Here is a 779-nt window from a genome sequence, read left to right on the forward strand (position 1 = left end):
CAGCCTTGGGATGGACCTACTATCCATCAGGTAGTTGGTGAGGTAAAGGCTTACCAAGCCGATGACGGATAACCGGTGTGAGAGCATGTACGGTCACAAGGGCACTGAGACACGGGCCCTACTCCTACGGGAGGCAGCAGTGGGGAATATTGGACAATGGGCGAAAGCCTGATCCAGCGACGCCGCGTGAAGGAAGAAGTCCTTCGGGATGTAAACTTCTGAACTAATCGAATAAAAGGGTAGTGGACACACTACAGAAGAAGGTAGATTAGGAAAAGTCCCGGCTAACTACGTGCCAGCAGCCGCGGTAAGACGTAGGGGGCGAGCGTTGCCCGGAATCACTGGGTGTAAAGGGGACGTAGGCGGATGATCAAGTCATCTGTGAAAAGATTGCTCAACGATTGGCTTGCGGATGAAACTGGTCATCTTGGGCGTAGCAGAGGTAGACGGAATTACCTGAGTAGGGGTGAAATCCGCAGATACAGGTAAGAACGCCGGTGAAGAAGTTGGTCTACTGGGCTACAGCTGACGCTGAGGTCCGAAAGCCAGGGGAGCGAACCGGATTAGATACCCGGGTAGTCCTGGCTGTAAACGATGCTCACTAGGTGTAGGGAGCGAAAGACTCTCTGTGCTGAAGCGAACGCGCTAAGTGAGCCACCTGGGGAGTACGTCCGCAAGGATGAAACTCAAAGGAATTGACGGGGGTCCGCACAAGCGGTGGAGCATGTGGTTTAATTCGAAGCTAACCGAAGAACCTTACCAGGGATTGACATGTAACT

At 53.1% G+C, this 779-nt stretch carries 1 rRNA gene; it reads left to right on the forward strand.

Annotated elements, in window-relative coordinates:
• Nucleotides 1–779 (forward strand): 16S ribosomal RNA (locus ACW9JY_RS10430); the annotation flags it as partial.

The sequence above is a fragment of the Petrotoga sp. DB-2 genome (assembly GCF_054051725.1).